The organism is Paraburkholderia tropica (assembly GCF_914484835.1).
GTDB lineage: Bacteria > Pseudomonadota > Gammaproteobacteria > Burkholderiales > Burkholderiaceae > Paraburkholderia > Paraburkholderia tropica_A.
The window spans coordinates 243-3,153 of record NZ_CAJZAR010000104.1 but is presented as its reverse complement, the minus strand read 5'-3'; the positions used below and the strand labels follow the sequence as shown (position 1 = coordinate 3,153).

The following is a 2,911-nucleotide window of genomic DNA, read 5'->3' as shown; positions in this document are numbered from 1 at the left end:
ACACACCCGTTATAGGGTCAAGCGAACAAGTGCATGTGGTGGATGCCTTGGCGATCACAGGCGATGAAGGACGCGGTAGCCTGCGAAAAGCGGTGGGGAGCTGGCAAACAAGCTTTGATCCACCGATATCCGAATGGGGAAACCCACTCCGTATGGAGTATCCATGACTGAATACATAGGTCATGCGAAGCGAACGCGGCGAACTGAAACATCTAAGTAGCCGCAGGAAAAGAAATCAACCGAGATTCCCAAAGTAGTGGCGAGCGAAATGGGATCAGCCTGTACTCTTTATCTTCGTTGTTAGCCAAACGCTCTGGAAAGTGCGGCCATAGTGGGTGATAGCCCCGTAGGCGAAAACAGCGAGGAAGAACTAGGTGTACGACAAGTAGGGCGGGACACGTGAAATCCTGTCTGAAGATGGGGGGACCATCCTCCAAGGCTAAATACTCGTGATCGACCGATAGTGAACCAGTACCGTGAGGGAAAGGCGAAAAGAACCCCGGGAGGGGAGTGAAATAGATCCTGAAACCGCATGCATACAAACAGTCGGAGCCTCGCAAGGGGTGACGGCGTACCTTTTGTATAATGGGTCAGCGACTTACATTCAGTGGCAAGCTTAACCGAATAGGGCAGGCGTAGCGAAAGCGAGTCCGAACAGGGCGTTCAGTCGCTGGGTGTAGACCCGAAACCAGGTGATCTATCCATGGCCAGGTTGAAGGCACGGTAACACGTGCTGGAGGACCGAACCCACTAACGTTGAAAAGTTAGGGGATGAGCTGTGGATAGGGGTGAAAGGCTAAACAAACCTGGAAATAGCTGGTTCTCTCCGAAAACTATTTAGGTAGTGCCTCGTGTATCACCTTCGGGGGTAGAGCACTGTCATGGTTGATGGGTCCATTGCGGATTACGTCGCCATAGCAAACTCCGAATACCGAAGAGTGCAATCACGGGAGACAGACATCGGGTGCTAACGTCCGGTGTCAAGAGGGAAACAACCCAGACCGCCAGCTAAGGTCCCCAAATATAGCTAAGTGGGAAACGAAGTGGGAAGGCTAAAACAGTCAGGAGGTTGGCTTAGAAGCAGCCACCCTTTAAAGAAAGCGTAATAGCTCACTGATCGAGTCGTCCTGCGCGGAAGATGTAACGGGGCTAAGCTATATACCGAAGCTGCGGATGCACATTTATGTGCATGGTAGGAGAGCGTTCTGTAAGCCTGCGAAGGTGCATTGAAAAGTGTGCTGGAGGTATCAGAAGTGCGAATGCTGACATGAGTAGCGATAAAGGGGGTGAAAGGCCCCCTCGCCGTAAGCCCAAGGTTTCCTACGCAACGTTCATCGGCGTAGGGTGAGTCGGCCCCTAAGGCGAGGCAGAAATGCGTAGCTGATGGGAAGCAGGTCAATATTCCTGCACCATTGTTGAATGCGATGGGGGGACGGATCGCGGAAGGTTGTCCGGGTGTTGGAAGTCCCGGTCCTTGCATTGGAGAAGGCGCTTTGGCAAATCCGGGCGCGGAATTCAAGGGTGTGAGGCCAGTCTCTCAGGAGACGAAGCAACTGGAAGTGGTTCCAAGAAAAGCCTCTAAGCTTCAGTTCAACAGTGACCGTACCGCAAACCGACACAGGTGGGCGAGATGAGTATTCTAAGGCGCTTGAGAGAACTCGGGAGAAGGAACTCGGCAAATTGGTACCGTAACTTCGGGATAAGGTACGCCCTTGTAGCTTGAAGAGCCTGCGCTCTGAGGGTGAAGGGGTTGCAATAAACTGGTGGCTGCGACTGTTTAATAAAAACACAGCACTCTGCAAACACGAAAGTGGACGTATAGGGTGTGACGCCTGCCCGGTGCCGGAAGATTAAATGATGGGGTGCAAGCTCTTGATTGAAGTCCCGGTAAACGGCGGCCGTAACTATAACGGTCCTAAGGTAGCGAAATTCCTTGTCGGGTAAGTTCCGACCTGCACGAATGGCGTAACGATGGCCACACTGTCTCCTCCCGAGACTCAGCGAAGTTGAAGTGTTTGTGATGATGCAATCTCCCCGCGGCTAGACGGAAAGACCCCATGAACCTTTACTGTAGCTTTGCATTGGACTTTGAACCGGTTTGTGTAGGATAGGTGGGAGGCTGTGAAGTGTGGACGCTAGTCTGCATGGAGCCGTCCTTGAAATACCACCCTGATCTGTTTGAGGTTCTAACCTTGGTCCGTGATCCGGATCGGGGACAGTGCATGGTAGGCAGTTTGACTGGGGCGGTCTCCTCCCAAAGGGTAACGGAGGAGTACGAAGGTACGCTAGGTACGGTCGGAAATCGTGCTGATAGTGCAATGGCATAAGCGTGCTTGACTGCGAGACTGACAAGTCGAGCAGGTGCGAAAGCAGGTCATAGTGATCCGGTGGTTCTGTATGGAAGGGCCATCGCTCAACGGATAAAAGGTACTCTGGGGATAACAGGCTGATACCGCCCAAGAGTTCATATCGACGGCGGTGTTTGGCACCTCGATGTCGGCTCATCTCATCCTGGGGCTGTAGCCGGTCCCAAGGGTATGGCTGTTCGCCATTTAAAGAGGTACGTGAGCTGGGTTTAAAACGTCGTGAGACAGTTTGGTCCCTATCTGCCGTGGGCGCTGGATATTTGAAGGGACCTGCTCCTAGTACGAGAGGACCGGAGTGGACGAACCTCTGGTGTACCGGTTGTCACGCCAGTGGCATCGCCGGGTAGCTATGTTCGGAAGAGATAACCGCTGAAAGCATCTAAGCGGGAAACTCGCCTTGAGATGAGATATCCCCGGGGCTTTAAGCCCCTTGAAGGGTCGTTCGAGACCAGGACGTTGATAGGTCAGGTGTGGAAGCGCAGTAATGCGTTAAGCTAACTGATACTAATTGCCCGTAAGGCTTGATCCTATAACAGGTGTGTTTT

At 52.8% G+C, this 2,911-nt stretch carries 1 rRNA gene; it reads left to right on the top strand.

The features are described 5' to 3' along the window. Positions 1 to 15: 15 nt before the first annotated feature. Positions 16 to 2,895: ribosomal RNA gene (locus tag LDO54_RS37445) — 23S ribosomal RNA — on the top strand. Positions 2,896 to 2,911 lie beyond the last annotated feature (16 nt).